Here is a 25,033-nt window from a genome sequence, read left to right as displayed (position 1 = left end):
CATATTTAAGTCAACAAAAAAGGGCGTCTGATCAACTCAGGCGCCCTTTTTGCATATTTGGAATTGCTATTTCGCTTTCATATCGATCACCGGAATGATCATCTCTTCAAGCGATACGCCACCATGCTGGAAGGTGTCGCGGTAAAGGTTCACGTATTGGTTGTAGTTGTTCGGATATGCGAAAAAATAATCCTCTTTCGTAAACACGTACGAAGTCGAAACGTGCGGTTTGGGCAGGAAAATGCGCTCCGGTTTGCGGCATACCATCAAATGGTTGTCGTCGAAGCCGAGGTTCTTGCCGTGTTTGTAACGGAGGTTTGTATTCGTTTCGCGGTAGCCGATGATTTTTACAGGTTTCTGTACGCGGATCATACCGTGGTCGGTGGTAAGGATCAGACGACCTTTTTTCTCGGCTACTTTACGGATGAAATCAAGCAGCGGCGAATGCTGGAACCACGAGCGGGTGATCGAACGGTAGGCTGCTTCGTCGGGCGCGAGCTCCTTGATCATCTGCACGTCCGTGCGGGCGTGGGAAAGCATATCCACAAAGTTGTAGACAATCACATTCAACTGGTTGGTCAGCAGGTTGTTGAACGTATCCACCAGTGCTTTGCCCTGGTTGGTATTCAATATCTTGTTGTATGAAAACTTGATATTCAAATGGTTCATTTCCAGTTGCTTTTGAAGGAAATCCTGCTCGTGGTTATTCAGTCCTTCTTCACCTTCCGGAGTATTTTCGTCGCTCACCCACCATTGCGGATGCTTGCGCTCCATTTCGCTCGGCATCAGGCCGGAGAAGATCGCATTACGTGCGTAGCCCGTTGTCGTGGGCAAAATGGAGTAGTACGATGATTCCTCTTCGATATTGAAAAACTCTTGCATGATTGGCTGGATCATTTTCCATTGATCATAACGGAAGTTGTCAATCAGCAGGAAGAAAACCGGTTCACTCGATCCTTTCAGATGCGGGAATACCTTCTGTTTCATCAACTGGTGGGAGAGGATCGGTTTGTCTGAACGTGGGTCGTTCAGCCATTCTTCATATTCGTCTTCGATGAATTTACAGAAATTGGCATTCGCCTCGCTTTTTTGCATACTGAAAACCTCGGCCATCCCCTGGTCGTCGGAGCTTTCGAGTTCGAGCTCCCAGTAAATGAGTTTTTTGTAAATATCGGCCCATTCCTCGTGACCAATGCGGTCCTGGTATTGCATGGCCAGGCTGCGGAATTCCTGCTGGTAACTGAGGGTCGTTTTTTCTGTTACCAGGCGTTTGTTATCCAGTATTTTTTTGACAGAAAGTAATATCTGATTAGGATTCAGTGGCTTAATGAGGTAATCGTCGATTTTGGAACCGATGGCATCCTCCATAATATGCTCCTCCTCGCTTTTAGTGATCATCACGACGGGCAGGTTCGGCTGCTGCTGCTTGATCTGCGCGAGGGTTTCGAGGCCCGTCATCCCCGGCATCATTTCGTCGAGGAAAACAATGTCGAACCGGTCGTTCTCGATGCGGTCCAGCGCATCCGCGCCGCTGTTCACGGGCGTCACGTTGTAACCTTTATTGGTAAGGAACATGATATGCGGTTTGAGAAGATCTATTTCGTCATCGGCCCACAGGATGTTATATTGCATAAGACTCGTTTTTCAAAAGTGGTAATTAGTTTAAAAACAATAAAAGGCTAACGCATCGGTAGAAGCTGGTCGTATACGTAAAACGGTTTTAACGTTTTTTAAGAAATATACGGCTAATCCTTATACGTTAACCTTCCTCGTAAAAAATGCATTCCACAAATGCCTGTTACGGCAAAAATTTTCGGGTAACCCTGTCAAGGTCGTCGGGCGTGTCCACACCGTGTGAATCGTCCGAAGTAACTACGGCCCTGATCGCGTAGCCGTTTTCCAGCCAGCGGAGCTGCTCCAATGCTTCGGCTTTTTCCAGCGAAGACACTGGAAGTTGGGTTATTTCCGCCAAAACATCAGTTCTGTAAGCGTAAATGCCGATGTGTTTATAAAAAACATGTGATTTCAGAAACTCATCCTGGCTCTGGGCATTGCGCAAATAGGGGATCGTTTGTCGGCTGAAATACATCACTTCGTTTCTTTTGTTCAAAACTGCCTTTGGCACATTCACATTAAAGAGAATGTCGTCATTGTCGATCACTTTTACTAATGTAGCCAGTTCGGTTTCCCCATTCAGTACCGAGGCCAGGTGATCGATCGGCTCGGGGCTGATGAACGGTTCGTCGCCCTGGATGTTGATGACGTAATCGTAACTGGCTTCCGTCTTGCCTAGCGCTTCGAAGCAGCGGTCGGTGCCACTTTGGTGATCTGGTGAGGTCATAACCGCCGTTCCGCCGAATTCGCGGACGTGGTTCAATATTCTTTCATCATCGGTCGCTACGATTACCTGATCGAGTTGCGTAGCTTTGGACGCTTGTTCGTAGACCCGCTGGATCATACTTTTTCCTCCGATATCCACCAAAGCCTTGGCAGGGAAGCGGGTAGAAGCATAGCGGGCCGGTATTATTCCTAGAATGCGCACGAGGTCGTTATCAGTTAAATTAGAGTTCAAAATAAAGGTAAAAAATTGCAAAATCTTTTTTCGTTCCGCTTTTCGGAAAACATATGGCGGGTAATGCCCGATGCGAATCCGGATAGTTCTCTGTGGGCCATTGAGTTACGCAATGCGGAACGTCACGAGGTATCCTTCGCGGTGATCGATACCGATCATCTTGCAGTGAAATGGCAGCGGCAGGTGGAAGGCACCGATTGGTGGACGTCGCTGACGGCTTTTTCCGATCAGCATATTTATTTACATAACTACCGCTACCCCGAAGTCCCCGAACCGACGGATCTGTTGGCGGTGAATGTCGAAACAGGGTTTTTATCATGGATTTTACCTAACCATTTGCTTATCAGGAATGCCGGGGGAGGTTTGCTGGAAGTGGCAACCAAGCAGGGCGATTCGTTTGAACACCTGCTTTGCAATGCATCGACCGGCGAGCTCCTGCCCCTGAATGCGGAATTGCCGGAACCGGATGACGAAATAATTTTAGCAGAACCCGTTCGTTACATCGGAGAGAATATGTACTTCGAACGGCTCGCGCAATTTATCAACGACGCAACGGGCGGCCACACCGCGGTAGCCATTGATTATTTGGAGAAAAGACCCTATATAATCTTTTCTTATTATATTTACGAGCAAGATAAAACAGTGCAATACCTCCTCATAGTAACCGATCAGAAGCAACAGGTTTTACACGAGAAACTATCGGAAGAGCGGGAAGGAACAGGCCGCTCGACGATGATGCTGAAAGCGTCCACACTGGTTTATCTGAAAAATAGCAACGAGTTTTCGAGTTTAACGCTTTCATATTAAATGAAATACATTTTTTGCCTGGTCCTTTTGGCAGGATTGATGACAGGTTTGACGAGTGCCCGGGCTAAGGGATTGAATGCTGTTGATTCCGTAGGGGTCGAGAAGGTAGGGGGGAAGATTTTCGTTATTCATAAGGTCAATCCGGGGCAGACGATGTTTGCCGTGGTTCGCCAGTACGGAACGACCATCCACGCATTGCGCGAAGCCAATCCTGGCATGAGCGACCAGATCCAGTCGGGGCAAACGATACGGGTGCCTTACACGCCCAAAGTTGCAAAGAAAGACTCCAAAAAAGACGATAAGAAAGAGGAGAAAAAGGAATTGGTAAAGGCTGAGGTGAAAGAAACCAAACCCGTTGCCGACACTCCTTCGGTGGCTACCAGCACCTCCGCACCGTCGGCATCTTCGGCTACCGCGCTTCCCGCAAACGGCATTCACAAAGTAGAACCGGGACAGACACTGTACCGCGTGGCTGTTAAGTATGGCGTGCTGATGGCCGATCTCCGTAAATGGAACAATCTCACAGACGATAACCTTAAAGACGGCCAGGAGCTGATCGTAAGCGAAAAAGGTGCAGAAAAAGCCGCCGCACCTGTGGCGACACCCCCTGCTCCAAAGGTTGCTACTACTGTTGTAAAGGATTCAGTGAAAGCGAAAACGGCAGTTCCGGAGAAGGTAGTGAAGCCTGTGGAAGAAGTAGCTCCGCCGAAAGTCGTGAAAAGCAAGAAAAAATCGGAATCGGGCCTCGCAGAGGTGATCGAAACGGACGAAAGTACCAGCAAATTCCTCGGTTTGCACCGCTCCGCGCCGATTGGATCGCTGGTAGAAGTTTTGAATGAATACAACCAGGAAAAAATCATCGTCCGCATTATCGGCCGCATTCCCGACACAAGCGCGAATGACGACATTGTGATCAAACTTTCGTCGCGCGCATTTGAAAAAGTTTCTCCTAACAGCAAACGATTCAGGGCCGTAGTGAGTTATCTTGAATAACTACGGAAAAGATATTATGAAACACGCACCTCAGTTTCGTTCCAAAAGGGAAGAAGAGCGCGAAGCGCTGAAAAATACGGCAGGCTATAAGGTTTGGACCGTCATGTTTACGTTGCTGTATCCGTTTATCGCCATTTTTACATTCCTCTTTTCGGGAATTGTGATGATTTTCTCAGGTATCTCACGCGTGCTGGCTTACCTGTTCGGAGGTAGCCATGCCAGACGTTAATCACACCGCGTACCCGCCATCCTACGTCGCCGAGCTGCTCGATGAAAAGGTAGCCCAGTACAACAGGCCGGATTTTATTCCCTTCGACCCGATCAGCATCCCGCACCGGTTCTCTTTGAAGCAGGATATTGAAATCATGGGTTTCTGGGCCGCGGTACTCGCCTGGGGCCAGCGCAAAACCATTATCAACAAATGCCTGGAATTGGCCGCATTGATGGACAATGCACCTTACGACTTCGTGCGGAACCACCATGAAAGCGACCTGAAACCATTCCTGTATTTCAAACACCGCACTTTCAACGCCACCGATACGCTCTATTTCCTGCATTTCTTTCAGGAATACTACAAAATCCACGACTCGCTGGAATTCGCATTCAGCAGCCATATGAAACCCACGGACGTTATGATTGAAAACGGCCTTATCGGTTTCCACGACTTCTTCTCCAACTCCGAAAACTTCCCCGTACGCACGCGCAAACACATCGCTACACCCGCGCGCAAATCCTCGTGCAAGCGCCTGAACATGTTCCTGCGCTGGATGGTCCGCAAAGACGACCACGGCGTCGACTTCGGCATCTGGAACACCATCCGTCCCACACAACTCGTCTGCCCCTGCGACGTCCACGTCGACCGGGTCGCACGTGTGCTGGGCCTCATCAAACGTCCCGTCACCGACTGGCAAACTGCCACTGAGCTTACAGCTTCGCTCCGCCTGCTCGATCCCAATGATCCTGTGAAGTATGATTTCGCTTTGTTTGGATTGGGGATTGAAGGGTTTGCGAGCTGAGAGGCGCTTGTAACTGCCGATCAAACCGTATAAAAACGCAACACGGCCATTTGGGTAGAGAATGACGTTCCGCAATCGGTGAAAGATGCGGTGATAGACGTTTATTCAGTAGGTGGGGTGAAAGTGAATTCCTATCCCGTAAAAGAGCGTGGTAACGGAAGTCTGACAATTTCAGCAGGTGATTTTCACAATGGCGTATTTCTTTACGACCTGGTCACTGACGGAAAAAGCAATGGCGTGAAGAAAATGGTGATTCAGAAATAGTTAACTACCTCAATGCAAAAGCGGGCACTTACCAGGAGCGCCCGCTTTTACTATCCATTATTTAAATCGGTTTTACAATGCAGCATTCTCAAACCGCACGGACTCTATCGAGAACAATGGCTTGTTACCAGCTTCTGCATTTTTAAATACAAAATAGACCTTATGCAGCTTGCCATCCACAGGTGCCTTTACGGGAACACTGATGGTTTCGGACTTATCCACTTTGCCTTCACCAATTTTGGCGCCTGCAACACCATCGAGGCGAACCTCCAGCGTTCCGCCGGCGGAACGGGCGGCATTGCTTCCAACTGCAATAGCCAATTTCGAAATCTCGGTCAGATCGATGTCGTCGAAAGCGATAAAGCCGCCGTCTTTCATACCGATCACCATTTCACTGCCATTGTCGCCTTTGTATTTGAAGGTGCTTTTGGTCGTGTCGGCCATATTTGCCATCAAAGTCGCCGGACGCAATGCAACGGTTTTGGAACCGGTCAATGGGCCCATATTGCCCGCACCTTTGTCGGTGTAGCTGGCTGTGAAAATGTACGAACCGTCTTTCTTTTTAGCCTGCGTCACGTATGAGCTTTTCAAAGGTTTCTTATCGACAGCCTTTTCATTTGCGAGGCCGAGAATGTATTTCACCATCTCTTCCACTTCCTCCGGCTTATGTTGCGGGTGGCCCGGCATCGCCTGCTCGCCCCAAACGCCGCTTCCACCTTTCAGAACTTTGTCGGTGAGCGTTTTCAACGAGTTGCGCTCGCTTTTGTATTTTTTTGCAACTTCGCGGTAAGCCGGACCGATCGATTTCTTGTCGATCGAGTGGCAAGCCTTGCAATCGCTCAACTCGATCATCCGCTTGCCAGTTTCAAAGCCGGTGTTGGCCTGGTGGCCTTGTGCGAGCTGTGTTTTATCGAAACCTTCGAGGTAATTGATGGTCAGCGTCACTTCGTCTTCCGGGATTTTCTTGGTTGCAAGGCTGCCGTCTTCCTTATCCGAAACAGAAACTTCGTAGTTCACAGGTTTGTCATTCCAATAGAAAGTTTTGTTGCCTTTAATGGCCACATCCACTTTTGGAATCGCATTACCCACGCGCACGATCACGTCCGAGGTGTTCGAGTTCCCAGCATTGTCTGTCACTTTCAAAGTAGCAGTGTATTCTCCTGGTTTAGAGTATGTAAAGCTCGGGTTAGCCAGCGTGCTCTTCGGCAGGCCTTTGCCAAACGACCATTCATATTTGATCGGGTCGCCGTCGTGATCCAGAGAGCCCTTTGAAGAAAAATTGACTTTCAAAGGTGTTGCTCCCGTCGTATTAGTAGCGCTTGCGATAGCCACCGGCACGCGGTTGCCTGCATTGAAGGTAATATGCGAAAGGCTGGCTTCGTCGTTTTGGGCAAACCAGTTCGGGCCGTATTCCAATGTATACAATGAACCGTCTTTGGCAAATTGCATGTCGATAGGGTGGCTGAACTTGGTGTCCGGCATAAAGCGTTCGATGCTTTGCAGGTCGCCCTTCTCGTTCATGGTCACGATGTTGATGTAATCGCGGATCCAGTCATAAGCGAAGAACTTTCCATTATAATAGGAAGGGAATTTAACCTTGCTATCCTGAAAATCAGCAGCATAGTACACTGGTCCGGCCATGGCATTACGTCCACCCTTACCCACGATCGTTCCAAATTCCGGCGAATCCGCGTATGGATAGTAAATGAATGCAGGCTGAGCAGGCGGTAGCTCCTGTATACCAGTGTTATGCGGCGAGTTATTGATCGGTTTCAAAGGATCGAACGGCTTGCCGGAAGTACTATCGGCGAAGTTGAAATCGATATAAGGCCTGTTGTTCCCGATAAACAGCGGATAACCGAAATAACCTGCCTTTCTTGCCTGATTTACCTCGTCATAACCTCTCGGGCCGCGTTTTGGATCATCATTCGATGCGTCCGGGCCTACATCACCCCAATACAAATAACCTGTGTGTTGGTCCACGGAAATGCGGTAAGGGTTGCGGGTACCCATTACGTAGATTTCCGGCCGCGTCTTGTCAGTTCCGGGAGGGAACAGGTTGCCTTCGGGAATATCATAAAGGTTAGTACCGCCCGGCATATTCGCACGGCGGTCGCCGTAGCGTGGCTTAATCCGCAATACCTTGCCTCTCAGTGAATTGGTATTGGAAGAAGTATGCTGTCCGTCCCAACCCTCACGTCCCGGGCGCTCGTCGATGGGGCCGTATCCATTGGATTGGAACGGGTTCACGTCGTCACCGGTTGAAAGGTAGAGGTTGCCTTTGTTGTCCCAGGCAATCGACCCGCCGGTATGGCAGCAATCGGTGCGCTTTACAGGAACGGTTAAAAGTACTTCTTCTGTGCTGAGCAGCACGGTGTCCTTTACATCGTCGTATTTGAACCTCGATAAGTGCTGGGCAGTATCCGGCTCCGACGATGGCGGCGAATAGTACATGTAAATCAGTTTGTTAGTCTTAAAGTTCGGGTCGATATTCAGGCCCATCAGTCCGTATTCCTGTTTGGTATAAACGGGCACTTCACCAACGAGTTTAATCTTGCCGGTTTTAGGATTATAAAGCTTCACCTTACCCTTTCTTTCTGTGAGAAGTACACGCTGATCATCGAGAACTACCAGTTCAGTTGGCTCATCGAGTTTGGAAGCCAGTACTTTTTTGGTGAAACGGTTTTCTTCCGGACGCGATTTCGAGTAATCCAGTTTCGACGCCATGGCCCAGTTGAGACCGCCTGTAAGATGTTTTACAAAAACCGGGTTCACGAAAGTAGCGTCTTCATGCCCGAAATTGGTATAGAATGCCTTTCCACCGTCAAACTCGTGGTACCACGACATTGGGTGGTTGTCGCCCATTTTGCCATCCTTGTAAGTCTTCTCGTCAATTTTGACAAGGACATTTACTTTCTCATTGAAGTTTTTGAAGTCGTAAAACTCATCCTTGATCTTCCATTTTTTAGGAAAACCATCCATCGACGGGTGCTGATCATTCACCACAAACGCTTCGCCTTCCTGCACGTTCGGGTTGCCCGGGTGGCTCAGGAATTGCGCCCCGGCGAGCTTGTTGTACCATTGCCAGTCATACTCGGTATCGGTCGCAGCGTGGATGCCTACGAAGCCTCCGCCTGCCTGGATGTAACGCTCAAATGCATCCTGCTGCTTGTCGTTCAATACATTACCGGTGGTATTCAGGAATATGACCGCGCTGTATTTTTGCAGGTTTTTGTTGGTAAAGGCAGCCGAATTCTCGGTAGTATCTACCGCGAAACCGGTTTCTTTACCCAGTTTCAGGATGGCAGTTTTCCCTGCGGGAATAGAGGAGTGCCGAAACCCGGCAGTTTTGGAAAACACCAGCACGCGCTTTTCCGGCGTCACCGTCTGTGCCGTAGCCACCAGACTGCAACATGCCAGGGCCGTTGCGCCGGCAATCCTGAAACGTTTCAGAACTTTTTGAAAAGGGGATTCACTCATTATCATGATTTGGTTAACGTAGAAAAACCTATCTTCCATAAGGAAGACAGGTTTTCAATATACTTGTAGGATCGACAATTAAAGGCCTAACACCTTGCGGTTAAACGCCTCATCTGCACCGGTTCCGGCAAAATCGTCGAACGCTTTTGTGGTCACTTCGATGATGTGGCTTTCGATGAACGGTGCACCTTCCGCCGCACCTTGCACGGGTGATTTAATGCAGCATTCCCATTCCAGAACTGCCCAGCTATCATAGTCGTATTGCGATAGTTTCGAGAAAATTCCGCCGAAATCCACCTGGCCGTCGCCCAGCGAGCGGAAACGTCCTGCGCGATCTGCCCAGCCAGCGAAGCCGCTGTAAACGCCCTGTTTGCCGCTAGGATTGAATTCCGCGTCTTTTACGTGGAATGCCTTGATGCGATCGTGGTACAGATCGATGAACTGGAGGTAATCCAGTTGCTGCAACACGAAATGGCTTGGGTCGTAGTTGATGTTCGCGCGGGTATGGCCGCCGAGGTAGTCTACAAACATTTCGAAAGTAGTACCATCAAACAAATCCTCACCCGGGTGCAGCTCGTAGGCCACATCCACGCCGTTTTCGTCATACACATCCAGAATAGGCTTCCAGCGGGTAGCCAGCTCTTTGAATGCTGTCTCGACCAATCCGGCAGGGCGCTGAGGCCATGGGTAAAGGAAAGGCCATGCCAATGCACCGGAGAATGTCGCAGAAGCTTTCAAGCCCAATCTGCGGCTGGCTTGCGCCACATATTTCAGATGCTGCGTCGCCCATTCCGCCCGCGCTTTCGGATTCTTCCGAACCTCCGGCACCGCAAAACCATCGTACATTTCATCATAAACCGGGTGCGAAGCCACCAGCTGACCGATAATATGCGAGGCCAATTCGGTGATTTCGAGTCCTTTGTCTGCGAGTTTGCCTTTCAGCTCATCCGCATAAGTCTGCGACTCGGCAGCCTGCTTTACATCGATCACACGCGGGTCCCAGGTAGGGAGCTGCAAACCTTTATAGCCAAGGTCGGCCATGTAATCGGCAATGGTATCTAATGAGTTGAACGGAGCCTCATCGCCCAAAAACTGAGCAAGGAAGATGCCGGGTCCTTTTATGGTTTTCATATTTTAATGATTGAAGGACTGAATGACTGAATGACTGAATGACTGAATGATTGAATGATTGAATGATTGAATAGGCAAATGATTGAATGATGAGTTGATTGTGTTAACGCACGGTTTTTCGAGCTTTGGATAGAATTTTGATAAGTTCTTCCGCTTCGGTCATCAGTGCGTTCAGTTTTCCGGACGGGAGGATACCCGCTTCTGACATGATTTCCATCCAAAAGAGCGATTCATCTGCCTCTTCGACTGTGATGCTGATCTTGGAAAAGAACTCATTCTGACTCCTCGCCCGACACACGGCTCTATAATTGGCTCCAACAGACGATGCAGATCGCAGAAATTGCTTTCCAATAACCCGAGCTTCCTCCGTTGGTGGTAATGCTTTAAAAACTTTGATGCTCCTTAGTACAAACTGCTTGGTGCGAATCTGCAACTGAGAAACGAAGTCATTTTTATCATCAGCCATAATTATAGTGTGTTAACAAAAAGGTACAGACGCCCTATTCAATCATTCAGTCATTCAATCATTCAAAATTAAATTTTAACCCAAGCCTCAGCTTTATTGCTTTCCAGGATTCTCTCGCAAATCAATAGTTCACGATACCCATCGGCAAACGTCGGGAAGGTCGGATTCTCAGGTTGCTTGCCTTCTGCGATGGCGGCGTAAACTTCCTTGAACATTTGTTTCGAAGTATCCGGGAAGCCTTCGTTGTGGCCGCCTGGGAAGGTGATGGTCGAGCGAACGTCTTCGTTCACGAGCGATGGGTCGCGGAGAAGGACTTCGTTCGCCTTGTCGCGGTTACCGATCCACATTTCGTTCGGAGATTCGGAGCACCAGCTGAATGTCTTTTTAGAGCCGGAGATTTCCAACGACATACGGTTTTTACGACCGGCTGAAACCTGCGAAACGGTGATTACCCCTTTGTTTCCATTGTCGAAACGAAGTAACACGTTCGCGTGGTCTTCTGTATTAATAGGTACATCGGCGTAGTCTTCCGGTTGCAGCAGCTTGCCCGAATAAGTCTCGACAGCTTTCAAAGGCTTCTTGCGGGTTTTGTGAACGGTGTTGAAATCCGCCAGAACAGCAACGGTTTTCAGGCCGGTTATGTATTCCAGGATGTCCATCAGGTGGGAACCGATGTCCGCGATTGCGCGTGAGTCGCCGGATTTGTCCGGTTCGAGGCGCCAGTTATAGTCGGTATTGTAGAACAGCCAGTCTTGCAGGTAAGAGCCGATGAACGAATAAATCTCGCCCAGTTCGCCTTTTTCGCGCATCGATTTCATCTGACGCGCCAATGGATAATAACGCAGGTTGAAGTGGACCGCATTTACCAGCCCGGTTTTCGCTGCCAGTTCCACAAGCTCTTCCGCTTCTGCGAGGTCTTTTGCCAATGGTTTTTCACAAATCACGTGTTTACCGGCCAGCAAAGCGGCTTTCGACTGCGAGTAGTGCAAAAAGTTAGGTGTACAAATGTGGACAGCCTGAATGTCATCCTGTTTCAACAGTTCATCGAACGTGTAGGAACGTGCAATGCCAAGCGCGTCAGCTTTTTCCTTGGCCAGTTCTGCGGTCACTTCGCAAAGTGCGGCAACTTCTACATTAGGAAGACGTCTCAGTGCTTCAATGTGTGCGGGGCCAATGAAGCCTGTTCCGACAACGCCAACTTTGATTTTGTTCATAAATGGGTATGGAATGATTGGTGAAAAACAGTCCGCTCTCGCGGGTTAAATTGAGATGTACAGTAAATAAAATTGAGTATTAAGGTCGGAAATCGGTCCATTTCGTCTCCGTCTTGTTCGAAGCGATGACGGTATCGATGAACTTCATGCCCCTCAAACCATCCTGGGCTGTGGGGAAGTCGTACACGGGATCGGCCTGTTTGCCTTCCCAGAACGCTCTCACGTGAATGGCGAAGTTGCGGTAGAGATTGGCGAAGGCTTCGAAATAGCCCTCGGGGTGGCCTGCGGGGATGCGGGTATGCACCTGCGCGGCTTTGGACAGGTTACCCACGCCCGTACGGATCATGCGTGTGCCCTGGTTGGTTTTGTGAATCAATGTGTTAGGCTCCATTTGCTTCCATTGCAGGCCGCCCGTTTCGCCGTATACGCGGATATTGAGGTCGTTTTCTTCCCCGTTGGCGATCTGGCTGTTTTGGAGGATGCCTTTTGCCCCATTGTTGAAGCGGAGCAGAACATGTGCGTCATCATCCAGCAAACGGCCTTCCACAAATATTGTAAGGTCTGCACAAACCTGGGTGATTTTGAGTCCGGTGATGTATTCGGCGAGGTTTTCGGCGTGGGTACCGATGTCGCCCAGGCCTCCTGCTGCTCCCGAGCGCTTCGGATCGGTGCGCCATGCGGCCTGTTTGTTACCGGTTACTTCCACCAAAGTAGCGAGCCAACCCTGCGGATATTCCACAATTACCTTTCTAACCTCTCCAATGGCACCAGAAGCGATCATCTGGCGGGCCTCCTTTACCATAGGGTACCCGGTGTAGTTGTGGGTGAGGCAGAACAAGAGGCCTGTTTTTTCAACCACCGACACGATTTCTTCTGCTTCTTCGGTATTCAGTGTAATCGGTTTATCGCATACCACGTGGAAGCCGTTTTCCAGGGCGAGCTTCGTAGGTGCGGCGTGTACGTGGTTAGGTGTAACGATGGCAACAAAATCCATGCGTTCGCCCTCGGGTAGCTGCTTTTCTTTCAGGATCATCTCCTCAAAGTCGTTATAAACCCTGTTTTCAGGCAGATATAAGGCTTTTCCGGTTTCCTTAGATTTGGCTGGATCGGAGCTGAATACTCCGCAAACCAGCTCAATTTCTCCATCCATGATCGCTGCACGGCGATGGACCCCACCAATAAATGCATCCAGGGAGCCGCCTACCATGCCCATTCTGATCTTTCTTGACATTCCAGTTGGTTTAAGGTTTTTGAAATAGATTATACAAATAAGAAAGAGCCGTGCAAATGACTCTTACTTCTACAAATATAAATTTAAGACATAAAAAACATTGCTTAGGAATAGTGAAAAGCAGTAGAATTCCCCGGAGTTTGTTTTTTTTGTGAAATCTTTGAATAAAAATAGTATCCCGAAATCAATCATCTAATTCAAATAATCAAACCCATTTAATCACATGTCCCAATCAGTTAACAGCGGAAGACTCTTCAATGCAAGTTGTTTTGCGCTCATAACCACTGCATTCTCATTCAGTATCCGTGCAGGGATTCTGCCCCAGCTGGGCACTGAGTTTAATCTCACCGCCGAGCAACTGGGCTTTATCAACTCGATGTGGTTCTTCGGGTTTCCCCTCGCGATGATCATCGGCGGGCTCGTGTATCACACCATCGGGCCGAAAACCATTATGCAGGTTGCGTTCGTATGTCATGCGATTGGTATCATTATGACGATTTATTCGGGTGGTTATACAGGTCTGCTGATCTCCACATTCCTCATCGGGGTGGGTAACGGCTGTACCGAGGCTGCTTGTAACCCAATGATCGCGGATTCTTACGAAGGTCTGCAAATGAGTAAAATGCTTAACCGCTTCCACATGTGGTTTCCCGGTGGTATCGTAGTAGGTTCTTTGGTCTCTAAATTCATGACCGACGCCAGCCTTGGCTGGCAGGCGCAAATCTGGGTAATCCTGATCCCGACTTTGATCTATGCATATCTTTTCTGGGGACAAGCATTCCCTAAGCCGCACGTAGCCGGAGTAACTTCCATTGGTGAGAACGTGAAAGCGATGTTTACGCCGCTGTTCATCTTCATCTTCGTTTGTATGGCATTCACCGCGATCAGCGAGTTCGGTCCGCAGCAATGGACAGGCCTTATCATGAGCAAAAGCGGTGCAAGCCCGATGCTGATCCTTGCATTGGTAACCGGTCTGATGGCTATCACGCGCTTCTTCGCGCACCCGATCGTGGCTGCATTGGGGCAAACCGGTATTCTTTGGGGCTCGTCGATCCTCGCGGCAGCCGGTATCTACCTGTTCAGCACGGTAACTGGTCCTGCGGCTTATGCAGCGGCTGTGATCTTCGCAATGGGTGTGGCGTTGTTCTGGCCTACGATGATTGGTTTCGTTGCTCAGAACGTGCCTTTGAGCGGTGCATTGGGTATGTCGATCGTAGGAGGTGTCGGAATGTTCTCGACGGCTATCTGGCAGCCGGTAATCGGTAAGTGGCTGGATGATGCCAAAGCTGAGAAACTAGCGGCGGGCCTTACCGGCGACGAAATGGAACTGGCGGCCGGGCAAGCGACACTGAGCACGATGGTCATGTTCCCCGCATTGCTGATCGTCGCATTCGCTATTCTCTATTTCTGGATGAAAGGACGTAAAACGGTGCCTGCTTCTACTGCGGCGGTTCACTGATAACCTGATATAACAAAACAGAAAGGGCGCTGATGAGGCGCCCTTTTTGCATTAATGCGTATTTCAAAAGCATTACTTCAACTTCACGATCGTCACGCCTGAACCGCCGCGATCCGCGTGCTCGTCGTACATGCCAGCTACCTGGCTGTACCCGCGCAGGTGGTTGCGTACGAGCGTGCGCAGAATGCCGTCGCCTTTGCCGTGTACAATGCGCAACTCGTCGTAGCCAAGCATAATAGCATTGTCCATAAACTGGTCCACGAGCCCGAGCGCTTCCTCACCGCGTTTGCCGCGCATATCGAGGTTGAAGCTGAAATTGAGCATTCGCTCATTCATGTCCACACCTTTGGAAGTCGTTTTCAACCCTTTTTCACCAGTGGCGGCGCGGTAGGTTTTACGCGACACTTTTTCCAGTCGGTTCAGTTTGATGGTCGATTTGAGATCTCCGATGCGGATTTCAGCGTCTTTACCTTTCACGGAAAGTACTTCGCCAATGGCAGTCTGCCCGCTGATTTTAACATAACTTCCTGCGATAATCTCGCCGCCTTCCGGTTCGTAAACGTCTTCTGCCGGCTGTGTTTCGACAACCTCAGCCAATGCCAGGTTTTTCTTGCCAAAATTTTCGAGGTTAGTCCTTACCGTTTTGGTCTTTTCCTTTTCGGCCTTATTTTCCTTAATCTCCCTGATCGTATTCTCAATGAGCTGATTCGCATCGGCAAGCAGGTTTTTGGCCTTCTGCTTGGCTTCATTGACGATCTTCTTCTCGTTGTTGTCCAGCTTCTCCTTCAATGCGGTATAATCGGCCACCTGCTTGGTCAGCTTGCGCTCCTTAATGCCGATCTCGATATTCTTCTCGGCAAACACCCGCCGTTCGATATCGAGCTCTTTCAGCAGTTTTTCAAAATTCACCTGCTGGGTACCCAATTTTTCCTTCGCACGGTTTACTACGGCTATGGGCAAGCCTATTTTGGAAGCAATTTCAAATGCAAACGAACTGCCCGGACGACCAATTTCCAGCTGATAAAGCGGTTCCAGATGCTCGCCATCGAAGCGCATTGCCCCATTCACCAGTCCTTCTGTCTTATCAGCAAGCACTTTCAAATTGGTATAATGCGTGTTGATCATCCCGAATGCGCCCGATTTCGTCAGGTTTTCGAGAATGGCTTCCGCAATGGCACCGCCGAGGCCCGGCTCGGTGCCGGTCCCGAATTCGTCGATGAGGAACAGCGTCCTTTTGTTCGCCATGGAAAGGAAATGGCGCATATTGGTCAAATGCGAACTGTAAGTACTCAGGTCATTTTCCAATGATTGTTCGTCCCCGATATCGATGAAGATATTCTGGAAAAAGCCCATCGAAGAGCCTTCGAGCATGGGTACGAGCAATCCGCATTGAAACATATACTGAATCAGTCCGACTGTTTTCAATGCTACGGACTTACCACCGGCATTAGGCCCCGAAACGATCAGAATGCGTTGCTTTTCCCGCAATTCGATATTCAGCGGGATTACTTTCTTGCCCTGCTTCTGGAACGATAAATGCAACAACGGGTGCCGCGCCTCACGCCAGTCGATAAACTGCCGGTTTTCAAACGGCGGATTAATAGCGCCCATTTCGCCCGCGAGTCTTGCTTTCGCGCGCAGGAAGTCCATTAAACCGAGGAAGCCGTAAGCTTTCTGTAAATCAGGTACGAATGGCCGGACATATGCAGTCAGTTCGAGCAGAATGCGGTTAATCTCCCGGCGTTCTTCATATTCCAGCTCCCGGATTTCATTGTTGGATTCAAAAACATCTGTCGGTTCGATGAAAACAGTCTGGCCTGTCGCCGATTCGTCGTGGATAAACCCGCGTAGTTTACGCTTATGCTCTGCGGCGACGGGAATTACCATACGGCCATTGCGGACGGTCAACGACACATCGTCGCTGATCCAGCCGTTGCTTCTGGCGGATTTCAGAATGGTATCCAGTTTTTTGCGAATACCTGCCTGTTCGGAAATCAACCGCTTGCGGATGCGCGACAGTTCGGGCGAAGCCGAATCCCGAATTTGCCCGCGATCGTCGATAATGCGGTCAATAGCGTCGGTCACGGCCTTTTCGACTTTGATCGTTTTGGCATATTCCCCCAGAATGGGGAATGCATCGGCCTCCTGGCTTTCGAAAAAGCGCAAACAAAGGCGGATCGTCAGCAGCGACACTTTCAAATCCGAAAATTCGGGCTGTGTCAGCAGCATACCTTCAATGGAAGCCCGCTTCAAATAGGGCGTCGCGTCGATGTAATTCTGGGAAGGGAAATTCTCGCCCAGTTCGAGAATACGCTGCATTTCGGCGGTCTGGCTCACCAGCTTCTCGACCATGCCGAAATTCTCGGAAAACCGTATTTTTTCGACAAAGCCCTGTCCCAAAGAGCTGATGCAAAGCTCCTTCAATCGTTCCCTTAGCTTGTCGAATCCCAGTTTTTGTTCTAATGTATTGGGGTAAAGCATTTTGTTATGTTAGTTGCCGTCAAATGGTTGGTTGCCGGGCTTGAATATTGTTGATGTTAGTTTTTGGTCGTGGACGATGGACCATCGACCATCGTTTGTATCCGGCCAGCACCACCGATCAAAATGGTGTATTGGTCCATGGCCTATCGTCAACCCGCAGGCCTAAAAAACATTCCGTATCTCCTCCTTTAAAACTTTCAACGCATGCGTCGACGGTTGAATTTCCTTTTCGATCACGTGTGAAAAAACTTTCTTCGCCAGGTCCGCTGCCGGGGCTTCGGCGCTTACTTCTGCCGCAGCCTGGTTCACAATCGCCACAGTTTCGTTCATTGCATTCACGATTTGCTCCCACGCGTGCGTACTCACATAGAGCTGTTGCGCAACATTGTGGTTGTATTCTTCCCGGATTTCGTGCAGAATGATCGTCTGAAGTTCCAAAGATGTGATAGCCGAAGGTACCAATCGAAGTAACAGGTTATTAGGGGTAATACGTTCCAGAAACAGACACATGCGCTCGTACGCCTGCAAGCGCAGGGGCAATGTGATTTCAATGTTTTTGCTGCGGATATCCCAGCGCTGTTTCTCAAATATCTTGTTGGCGACGGTCGTAATGGTGAGGTAAATACCGAATGTCACGATGACGCCGAGTATCAGAATTGTCAATATCCAAATATATTCCATGGTGTGAACTTGTAATTTTATGCCAAAATGAGGCACAAAATTAAAGGATTAGCTGCATTTGGCAGATATTTATTTCAAAACACGAATGGAACGACGGCAGATTGCGTTAACTGGTTTATCGCAATCAAGAATAATGAGCAGGATGGATAACCCGATTCAATTGACCGAAGCAGCAAGACTGGAAATCAGGACGACACTGGAAGCCAATAAAATTCCCGATACCTACGGACTACGGGTAGGATTAAGAGGGGGTGCGTGCAGCGGATCTTTTCTGCTGGGGTTCGACACAGCCACAGAGCATGACCAGACATACCTCATCGAAGGAATTAAGGTATTGATAGACAAGCGCCATCTCATGTACGTGATCGGCGTGTCGGTAGACTTTGAAGAGGGTGCGAACGGCAGCGGTTATACGGTTTCCGCCGCTGAAAAACTCAAATAAGTATTTGGATTAATCTTCAACGGTTACATGCTTCCAGTTCTCTCCTGAACGGATCCGGTTGAGCTGGGTATGCGTGATTCCGAATTGCTTCGCGATCATTTTCAAACGGTTATTATCGTTTTTCAAAAGCTTCTTAATAATCCGCACTTTGCTTTCGGTCAGCTTGTAATTTTTGGTACGGCGCGGAATAACCCGGTTGATGAAAGCAGGGTTTTCCCGGTTATGGTCGATCATTTCCGCTTTTGTAACCCATTTCAGGTTTTCGTAATGATTGTTCTGTTTGTCGAAATCCAGGTGGATTACAAAGTTATGATCGGCGTCGGGCCTTTCCGCGAAATGCTCGGCTACCAGTTTATGCACGTAGCGGTTGATGGTTTTACCACCAGCCACACGAATATTCAATGATCTATAACCTTGAATGACAGATCCTTTGATCACAACGCCTTCCTTAGGGTTGTTCTGGAAACTCTTCAATCTGCCATAGTTGGACACTTCGTAATGGGGAGCGTTCTCGATCTCGTCGAATAAAATTTTTGCCCACTTTTCGTTCCAGAAGCTCCGGCTTACATTTGATTCATTCATTTTTATAAAGCTATTATTACAGGTTCTTAACGTTGTACAGTTGTTCGTGCCTCGCCCGCAGGGGAATCGGGAACGATCTTTTGGTGTTTCAAAAGTGTGTGAGGCACCGTAGCAAATACCGCGCGGAGGCCTTTTTGTTTACTAAATTGATTTGGCATGAAACGTACACTCATCATAGGAGCGACCCACAATCCATCCAGATACGCTTATCTGGCCGCACAGAAACTCAGGCACTATGGTCATCCCATTCTACTCATCGGACGCAGGAAAGGTTTTGCATTAGGAGAGGAAATCAACACAGACAAAACTGACTGGAAAGACGTAGATACCGTCACTTTGTATATCAATCCGAGCCACCAACCTGAATACTACGATTACATCGTTTCTCTAAATCCTAAACGCGTTATCTTTAACCCTGGTACAGAGAATCCTGAATTTAAGGATATTTTAATCGATAAAAATATCATACCAATAGAAGGGTGTACTTTGGTGATGCTGTCGACCGGACAATTCTAGCCGGGCAGCTTACCACCTGATCAGCGCCGACGCCCACGTAAACCCGCTTCCGAATGCCGCAAGGCAAACCAGGTCACCCTCTTTCACTTTCCCCGTCTCCCAAGCTTCGTTCAAAGCGATCGGAATGGAAGCGGCTGTTGTGTTTCCAAAACGCTGTAAGTTGTTGATAACCTGCGATTCAGAGAGGCCTAGCTGCTGGCGGACGTAGTCGCTGATCCGGATGTTCGCCTGGTGTGGAACAAGCAGATCAATGTCGCTGGCGGCATAGCCGTTGGCTTCCAATGCCTCCTGGATCACCTCTCCGAAACGCACGATCGCGTGTTTGAAAACGGCATTACCGTTCATATACACGTTATGCCCACCACCGTCAATTACCTCCTGGCTCACCGGGCGTCCTTCGCGGCTGCTGCCGGGATCTTTTACAAAAAGCTCTTCTGCAAACCTGCCGTCGGCATGGAGGTGTGTAGATAATATACAATGTTGTGGATCGTCCGTTGCGGAAACTACCGCAGCGCCCGCCCCATCCCCGAATATCACCGCCGTATTGCGCCCCGCCGTGCTTTTGTCGATCCACGAAGACTGTATTTCCGAGCCGACCACCAATGCCGTTTTGTACATCCCTGATTTGATGAACTGATCGGCGATCGAGAGCGCATACACGAAACCCGAGCATTGTTCGCGGATATCGATCACAGGCTTGCCGTCCATTCCCAGTTCACGCTGCATCAGGAACGCCGAGCCAGGGAAAAAATAATCGGGCGTGATGGTAGCGTATACAATCACATCGATATCGTTCGGCGTAAGCCCGGCCCTTTCCAGCGCCTGTCGCGATGCTGCGGCGGCCATGCTGTAATTGGTATCTTTCCCGTATTCGAAATACCGACGCTCCTGAATACCGGTCCGCTCGCGGATCCATTCATCGGACGTTTCCATCCACTGGGTAAGGTCGTTGTTGGTAATGATATTGTCGGGAACGTAAAAGCCTAAGCCTGTAATGCGGGAGAATGCCATGCTAGTGGGGCCGGTTCGAAGCTGCTGAGGGTTAAAGGCAGAGTAGAACAGGATTTAATGCTAAAATGATAATAATAAGCAACATACTTTGCCCGAAAGATTGCAAAAATGCAAAAAAAAGTCTTGGGTACCAATTCAGGCTTGCTTTTTCATGAGGTTCGCGCCCACGGACAGAAGGACGTACACGATCAGTATGGCGGGGACGGCGAGGAATTTCAAAGTTGCGAGCAACACCACCGTCACGCCGATCAGAATGAAACGTGCTTCATTGCCTTTCCAACCAAAGCTCTTGAATTTGAGTGCGATCAGCGGCAGTTCCATTACCAGTGCATAGGACATGATCACGCTTAATATCAGCAGGTTATTGGTGTTGATAATAATATTCTTCCAAAACTCGCCCTCCGTGTGGACGATCAATGGGAGAGAGGCGATCAGCATCGCGTTCGCGGGGGTGGGTACGCCTATGAAGGAATCGGATTGCCGTGGGTCGTTGTTGAACTTCGCCAGGCGGATCGCCGAGAAAATTGCTACAATGAATGCGGGATAGGCCTTCCAGATACCGAACAAATCCGGAATGCTTTGCATCAGTAATTGATACAGGATGATGGCGGGCAATAGGCCGAAAGTCACCATGTCGGCCAGGGAATCGAGGTCGCGGCCGATGGGGGAGGTAACTTTCAGCAAACGGGCGATAAAGCCGTCCAGAAAATCGAATATCAACGCGATGCCGATGAGCACGCAGGAGAGCAGCAGGTTATTGAGGAATGCCTCCACCACGCCAATGCAGCCACAAAGCAAATTTCCGCAGGTGAGCGCATTGGGAATGTTGCGACGGATCATAGGGCGCTATTTAAAGAAGGGATTGTTTCTTTTCTCAAAACCAATGGTGGTAGGTTCCATGTGGCCGGCGTAAACGGTGTAATCTTCGGGCAATGTAAACATTTGCTCGCGGATGCTTCGCAGCAATGTGCCATGGTCGCCGCCGGGAAGGTCGGTGCGGCCGATGCTCATACGGAACAGCACATCCCCGCCGATCACGAATTTATCCGCATCGTTCACAAACGCTACATGTCCGGGCGCGTGGCCGGGGACGAAGATGATTTTCAGGGAAGTATTACCAAATTCAATCGTTGCGCCTTCTTGAATAAACCCGTCGATCTCCGGTTCTTCAAATGCGGAAAAGCCGTAATTGGAAGCATAGGTTTTGACGGCCTTCAAAAGTGGCTCGTCCAGCTTGTGCAGCACAAACGGAATGCCGTATTTTCTTTTCAGCGCCGCCACGCCGAGCACATGGTCGATATGGGCATGCGTGTTTACGATCCGTACGGGTTTCAAACCGTGTTTTTCAATGAAACCGGCCAGTTCGTTCACCTCCGAGCGGTCATAACAGCCCGGATCGATGATGATCGCCTCGCCCGTCTCGTCGTATAGCAAATAGGTGTTTTCGGAAAATGGATTAAAAACAAATGTCTGGACCTGTACCATTCCGGTAGGGATATCTGGGTTAATGGATGGGCGCGAATTTACAAAACACTTTACAGTTCTTTGAATCGGGCGATAATGCGGTCGAAGTAAAATATGGTCGTATCCTTGTAATCCGAATCGGTTCCGGCATAAAACCATAGCTCGCCATTGTTGTTGGTGGTTACAGTAACGGGCTGTCCGTCATTGGAATACCTTAATAATGTATAATAGCGCGTATCCTGGTTGGTACTGGCAATACTGCCCGAGAGAAGGACTTCTTTGCCGGGCTGGGCCACGGTACCTTTATCGAGATTGAATGTGTAGGTCCCCGAAACCAATGTTGTCAGAGGCTCTTTTGTGGACACGCCTGCTTTAAATGCGACCTTGTCAACCACCGTACTTGCCACATATTTCGTCGCCAGATCGACCTGAAGTGTCATTTCATAAGCCTTGTTAGGCGTGAAGCCCGTTACCCTCTTTTTAAGGTAACTGAACATATTTCCTTTGGAATACCTCGACAGTATCCGGAAGCCGTATTGTGTGGTATCAAGTCCGCGCGGAAGCAGTGCCGTAGTCGCGACGGTATCCAGCTGGGTAGAATCTGCCGTTGCCGCATACCCGGCGAATCCCTCGGCCCAGCCGTTTTTGTTCCCGCTCTGGAAATTGGAATCTACGGTAATGCTCGCATCGAGACTGTCTTCATTACAGCTCCACAACCCGGTCGCGGCCAGAATGGCTATCAGAATATATTTTTTCAAAGTGAATAGCAGTTTGCAAAAAGAACGAAAGACCGACCCATATCTTTCTGCGTTGTAACTGGTAAAATTAAGCAGCGTTCGTGAAAAGTCTATCCGATCAGGAAAATCGTGGGGATTTTGTGCAGATCCGGCCTTTGGGTCTTCCATTTCCTGACCGGCATTGTTTTGATCAGCTCATCGGGCGCGGTCACGTTAGCGGCAATGCATAATGCGAGGTCGGGCGAGCAGGCTTCTATCACCGCTTCGAGCAGCTGGTTGTTGCGGAAAGGTGTTTCCATGAAAATCTGTGTCTGCTGAAATTGCCGTGCGTTCCGTTCGAGGTTTTGCAATGCCTTTTTACGCTGCAACTTATCAATCGGCAGGTAACCGTGGAACGCGAACGACTGCCCGCTCATACCCGAGGCCATCAGCGCCAGCAGGATGGACGACGGCCCTACCAGCGGCACCACGCGCATGCCCAACTCGTGAGCAATGCGTACCGCCACCGCGCCAGGGTCGGCCACGCCAGGGCAACCGGCTTCCGATATAATGCCGGCACTTTTTGACAGGATTCTCAGCGATGCAACTGTTTCCGGTTCGGGGGTATCCTTATTCAGTTCGATGAATGTCAGCTCGTCGATGACCTTGCCGAGTTTCAGGCTACTGATGAAGCGCCTGGCGGTGCGGACGTTTTCCACGAAGAAAACATCCAGGTGCTGCACTGCCTCCCTGATCTGCGGGGAAAGGACGTCGTTTTGGGTGCCTTCCGCCAATATTGTAGGGATTAAGTACAGGGAAATCCCGGAATCGTTCATAGGTGTCTCATTTTTTAATTTCTTTCCAACCAATAGGCCTGATTGTGAATCTTCGGAGTAAATAAAATTATTTAATAAGTATGAAAAGACTATTATACATACCCCTGGTCCTGGTGTGGTTATTGTCTTGTAAAAAGGATAGTATCAGTGACATGTCTCCCAACGCTATGTTTACAACGGTGTCGGGTCCCTGGCATTCCATTGAAGTCGAGCGGTCGTCGCTGGACAATAAAAGTATCTGGGAACCCATCGCGGCTGCCAAAACCGATACGCTCATTTTTCGGGGCGACGGCGTGGTACTCAATGCCGACGGCACGCCCCGCTGCTGCGCACCGGCAACCATGATCATCAACGGTACGCTGCTCGACGTAAAACCGCAAACCGCGTTGCCCAACAACCCGCAATGCGAACTGTTGAACTGCATTACCTGCCCAACATGGGAAGTGTCGATGAGCGACGACCAGTTGATTATCGGCACCTGCAATGCTCCCCGAATGAAATACGTCAGATAGCGGTATTCAGAAATTCCAGCAGGGTGCTGACAAATGCCTTCGGTTGCTCAGCTTGCACCCAGTGCCCTGCTCCCTCGATTGTTTTCAGTTGTGCATTCGGAAACAGGTCGAGAATGCCTTCCAGGTCTTCATCCAATACATAATTTGAATCGGCCCCGCGCATGAACAGTGTCGGGGTTTCAACCGGTGCGTCGGATTTGATCTGCGCGCCCACATTGGCCATATCGGTCGTGAGCAGCGGCAGGTTGAAGCGCCATGCGAACCCGCCCTCTTCTTTTCTATAAAGGTTTTTCAGCAAAAATTGCCGCACGCCGAGCAGCGGCTCGTATTCCTGCAGGGTCTCGTCGGCCTGGTTGCGGTTTTCGATCTGGTCGATCGGGATCGCATTCAGTCCTTTGAGGATTTTGGTGTGATGGATAGGGTAGGCCTTGGGGCCGATGTCGACAACCACGAGCGCTTCGAAGGTGCCCGGGTAGGTCACGGCATATTCCATCACCGTTTTTCCACCCATGGAATGTCCGATCAGGATCGGGGATTCGATATTCTGCTGGTCTAGAAATTCCTTCAAATCAGCGGCGAGTGTCGGGAAATTTAGCGGGGCCTCGTGCGGAGAACGCCCGTGGTTGCGCTGGTCGACCAGGTATACCCGGTAACCTTGCTCCGACAGGGTTTTCCCGATGGTAAGCCAGTTGTCGAGGAAGCCGAAAACACCGTGGAGGATGATCAGGGGCTTGCCTGTTTCGCCTATTTGTTTGAAATTGAGTTGCATGTTTGTTTTGGATTGTAATGTATTGACGGCGGTCAGTACTTTAACATCGCAAAGGTTGTAAGGAATTCCGGGAAGGAAAAAATCCGGCGTTTCTAAAATTTAATAATTTGTTAAATAGCGGTTACGTGCTGGTACAGTAATTGCTGGCTAAACAGATAAAAAATCTTTTTTTCTCCCTCAAATCCTCCCTCCCAAAGCCTCCGGCCCTTCTCGTGATTTGTTAATGATTTGATAAAATGAAAAATATTGAAGTATTGGTGTACGAATCTGCATTATTTCAATAGATCAGCTAGTTACGAAGATTAGTATTGCATTTTAGTAGGATTTAGTCTTTTGTTTGTAAATGTAAAAAGCTATTATTTTGCATCAATTATTCATCCTCCTTGAATG

The 25,033-nt window shown here is 49.4% G+C and carries 25 protein-coding genes; 9 read left to right on the top strand and 16 right to left on the bottom strand.

All coding sequences use genetic code 11. The features are described from left to right. Positions 1-66: 66 nt before the first annotated feature. Together BMW93_RS02150 and kdsB are read right to left on the bottom strand one after the other, a co-directional pair. Positions 67-1,632: a PglZ domain-containing protein gene (locus BMW93_RS02150; protein WP_090373533.1), complete on the bottom strand. Its 1,566-nt coding sequence runs from the start codon at positions 1,630-1,632 to the stop codon at positions 67-69. 166 nt (positions 1,633-1,798) lie between these two features. Next, the gene (gene kdsB / locus BMW93_RS02145) at positions 1,799-2,542 is read right to left on the bottom strand and encodes a 3-deoxy-manno-octulosonate cytidylyltransferase (RefSeq protein ID WP_090373866.1); all 744 of its coding nucleotides are present in this window, start codon (positions 2,540-2,542) and stop codon (positions 1,799-1,801) included. Between the two features lie 45 nt (positions 2,543-2,587). Between kdsB and BMW93_RS02140 the strand changes: the two genes are divergently transcribed. The 5 genes from BMW93_RS02140 (at position 2,588) to BMW93_RS02120 (ending at position 5,652) form a co-directional block, all read left to right on the top strand. After that, positions 2,588-3,379, top strand: coding sequence for a DUF4905 domain-containing protein (locus tag BMW93_RS02140; protein ID WP_090373532.1), 792 nt, complete (start codon positions 2,588-2,590; stop codon positions 3,377-3,379). Continuing rightward, positions 3,380-4,372 (top strand): LysM peptidoglycan-binding domain-containing protein, encoded by a 993-nt coding sequence (locus BMW93_RS02135; protein WP_090373531.1) that lies wholly within the window; start codon positions 3,380-3,382, stop codon positions 4,370-4,372. It abuts the gene before it with no gap. Between the two features lie 16 nt (positions 4,373-4,388). Further along, complete coding sequence (locus BMW93_RS02130) at positions 4,389-4,601, top strand: hypothetical protein (RefSeq protein ID WP_090373865.1); 213 nt, start codon at positions 4,389-4,391, stop codon at positions 4,599-4,601. Then, the gene (locus BMW93_RS02125; protein WP_090373530.1) at positions 4,588-5,388 is read left to right on the top strand and encodes a TIGR02757 family protein; all 801 of its coding nucleotides are present in this window, start codon (positions 4,588-4,590) and stop codon (positions 5,386-5,388) included. The genes BMW93_RS02130 and BMW93_RS02125 overlap by 14 nt, the downstream gene beginning before the upstream one ends. Before the next feature lie 90 nt (positions 5,389-5,478). Further along, positions 5,479-5,652 (top strand): hypothetical protein, encoded by a 174-nt coding sequence (locus BMW93_RS02120; RefSeq protein ID WP_229240144.1) that lies wholly within the window; start codon positions 5,479-5,481, stop codon positions 5,650-5,652. A gap of 72 nt (positions 5,653-5,724) precedes the next feature. On the opposite strand, the gene BMW93_RS02115 is transcribed toward BMW93_RS02120, so the two are convergent. From BMW93_RS02115 to BMW93_RS02095, 5 genes are all read right to left on the bottom strand, one after another. After that, entirely contained in the window at positions 5,725-9,132 is a 3,408-nt protein-coding gene (locus BMW93_RS02115) for a ThuA domain-containing protein (RefSeq protein WP_090373864.1), read from the bottom strand. 78 nt (positions 9,133-9,210) lie between these two features. Further along, entirely contained in the window at positions 9,211-10,263 is a 1,053-nt protein-coding gene (locus BMW93_RS02110; protein WP_090373529.1) for a sugar phosphate isomerase/epimerase, read from the bottom strand. Between the two features lie 103 nt (positions 10,264-10,366). Continuing rightward, a complete protein-coding gene (locus BMW93_RS02105; RefSeq protein WP_090373528.1) occupies positions 10,367-10,729 on the bottom strand; it encodes a four helix bundle protein in 363 nt (120 codons plus the stop codon). Positions 10,730-10,797: 68 nt separating this feature from the next. Beyond that, entirely contained in the window at positions 10,798-11,943 is a 1,146-nt protein-coding gene (locus tag BMW93_RS02100) for a Gfo/Idh/MocA family protein (protein WP_090373527.1), read from the bottom strand. Positions 11,944-12,022: 79 nt separating this feature from the next. Further along, complete coding sequence (locus BMW93_RS02095) at positions 12,023-13,156, bottom strand: Gfo/Idh/MocA family protein (protein ID WP_090373526.1); 1,134 nt, start codon at positions 13,154-13,156, stop codon at positions 12,023-12,025. A gap of 241 nt (positions 13,157-13,397) precedes the next feature. On the opposite strand from BMW93_RS02095, the gene BMW93_RS02090 reads away from it, so the two are divergent. Beyond that, the gene (locus tag BMW93_RS02090) at positions 13,398-14,633 is read left to right on the top strand and encodes a sugar MFS transporter (RefSeq protein ID WP_090373525.1); all 1,236 of its coding nucleotides are present in this window, start codon (positions 13,398-13,400) and stop codon (positions 14,631-14,633) included. Positions 14,634-14,705: 72 nt separating this feature from the next. Here the strand turns inward: BMW93_RS02090 and BMW93_RS02085 are convergent, their stop codons facing one another. Next, positions 14,706-17,114, bottom strand: a complete 2,409-nt coding sequence (locus tag BMW93_RS02085) for an endonuclease MutS2 (protein WP_090373524.1) — start codon at positions 17,112-17,114, stop codon at positions 14,706-14,708. A 162-nt stretch (positions 17,115-17,276) separates the two neighbouring features. Then, positions 17,277-17,795 (bottom strand): hypothetical protein, encoded by a 519-nt coding sequence (locus tag BMW93_RS02080; protein WP_090373523.1) that lies wholly within the window; start codon positions 17,793-17,795, stop codon positions 17,277-17,279. 142 nt (positions 17,796-17,937) lie between these two features. On the opposite strand from BMW93_RS02080, the gene BMW93_RS02075 reads away from it, so the two are divergent. Continuing rightward, on the top strand, positions 17,938-18,237 hold the full coding sequence (locus BMW93_RS02075; RefSeq protein ID WP_090373522.1) for an iron-sulfur cluster assembly accessory protein: 300 nt from the start codon (positions 17,938-17,940) through the stop codon (positions 18,235-18,237). Between the two features lie 9 nt (positions 18,238-18,246). On the opposite strand, the gene BMW93_RS02070 is transcribed toward BMW93_RS02075, so the two are convergent. After that, the gene (locus BMW93_RS02070; RefSeq protein ID WP_090373521.1) at positions 18,247-18,819 is read right to left on the bottom strand and encodes an NUMOD4 domain-containing protein; all 573 of its coding nucleotides are present in this window, start codon (positions 18,817-18,819) and stop codon (positions 18,247-18,249) included. A 156-nt stretch (positions 18,820-18,975) separates the two neighbouring features. On the opposite strand from BMW93_RS02070, the gene BMW93_RS02065 reads away from it, so the two are divergent. After that, a complete protein-coding gene (locus BMW93_RS02065) occupies positions 18,976-19,335 on the top strand; it encodes a CoA-binding protein (protein WP_090373520.1) in 360 nt (119 codons plus the stop codon). 9 nt (positions 19,336-19,344) lie between these two features. Here the strand turns inward: BMW93_RS02065 and BMW93_RS02060 are convergent, their stop codons facing one another. From BMW93_RS02060 to BMW93_RS02040, 5 genes are all read right to left on the bottom strand, one after another. Continuing rightward, positions 19,345-20,346 (bottom strand): 3-oxoacyl-ACP synthase III family protein, encoded by a 1,002-nt coding sequence (locus BMW93_RS02060; protein ID WP_090373519.1) that lies wholly within the window; start codon positions 20,344-20,346, stop codon positions 19,345-19,347. A 135-nt stretch (positions 20,347-20,481) separates the two neighbouring features. Further along, entirely contained in the window at positions 20,482-21,186 is a 705-nt protein-coding gene (gene pssA, locus BMW93_RS02055) for a CDP-diacylglycerol--serine O-phosphatidyltransferase (protein ID WP_090373518.1), read from the bottom strand. A 6-nt stretch (positions 21,187-21,192) separates the two neighbouring features. Continuing rightward, positions 21,193-21,831, bottom strand: a complete 639-nt coding sequence (locus BMW93_RS02050; protein WP_090373517.1) for an MBL fold metallo-hydrolase — start codon at positions 21,829-21,831, stop codon at positions 21,193-21,195. 50 nt (positions 21,832-21,881) lie between these two features. After that, positions 21,882-22,568, bottom strand: a complete 687-nt coding sequence (locus BMW93_RS02045; RefSeq protein ID WP_090373516.1) for a hypothetical protein — start codon at positions 22,566-22,568, stop codon at positions 21,882-21,884. A gap of 89 nt (positions 22,569-22,657) precedes the next feature. After that, positions 22,658-23,362, bottom strand: a complete 705-nt coding sequence (locus BMW93_RS02040; protein ID WP_090373515.1) for an SAM-dependent methyltransferase — start codon at positions 23,360-23,362, stop codon at positions 22,658-22,660. Positions 23,363-23,442: 80 nt separating this feature from the next. Between BMW93_RS02040 and BMW93_RS02035 the strand changes: the two genes are divergently transcribed. Continuing rightward, on the top strand, positions 23,443-23,874 hold the full coding sequence (locus BMW93_RS02035) for a hypothetical protein (protein ID WP_229240142.1): 432 nt from the start codon (positions 23,443-23,445) through the stop codon (positions 23,872-23,874). On the opposite strand, the gene BMW93_RS02030 is transcribed toward BMW93_RS02035, so the two are convergent. After that, positions 23,867-24,643 carry an alpha/beta fold hydrolase gene (locus BMW93_RS02030; RefSeq protein ID WP_090373513.1) on the bottom strand — a complete coding sequence of 259 codons (777 nt, stop codon included), beginning with the start codon at positions 24,641-24,643 and terminating at the stop codon, positions 23,867-23,869. The two genes, BMW93_RS02035 and BMW93_RS02030, sit on opposite strands and share 8 nt — an antisense overlap. Positions 24,644-25,033: the final 390 nt, after the last annotated feature.

The sequence above is a fragment of the Dyadobacter sp. SG02 genome (assembly GCF_900109045.1).
Lineage (GTDB): Bacteria > Bacteroidota > Bacteroidia > Cytophagales > Spirosomataceae > Dyadobacter.
Note: the sequence above shows the minus strand (reverse complement) of the source record. Positions and strands in the feature narration are given on the sequence as shown.